Source organism: Streptomyces sp. P9(2023) (genome assembly GCF_032436795.1).
Taxonomy (GTDB): domain Bacteria; phylum Actinomycetota; class Actinomycetes; order Streptomycetales; family Streptomycetaceae; genus Streptomyces.
On the sequence record NZ_JAUPWM010000816.1, the window covers coordinates 1 to 239 of the forward strand.

General features: G+C 59.8%; 1 protein-coding gene. It reads right to left on the reverse strand.

Annotation, left to right across the window (positions count from 1 at the left end; all coding sequences use genetic code 11):
* A partial coding sequence (locus Q5762_RS40260; RefSeq protein ID WP_399495658.1) for a PAS domain-containing protein occupies positions 1–239 on the reverse strand: 239 nt, incomplete at both ends.

The following is a 239-nucleotide window of genomic DNA, read 5'->3' on the forward strand; positions in this document are numbered from 1 at the left end:
CGAGCAGACGAGGTGTCTGACCCAGATCTCCCGACCGTCTGGAAACTGCACTCGGTACTCGTCATGCCAAAGCGCGAGTGACTGCCCCGACGCCTGCATGGTTTCATGCACACGGTCGCGGTCTTCAGGGTGAATGCACTGCAGGAATCGCTCGAAGGCTATTGGCGCACCAACATCCAGGCCGAGCACGCGGCAGGCTTCATCGGAGCAAGTGAGGAGTTGCGAGCCAAGATCGAGAT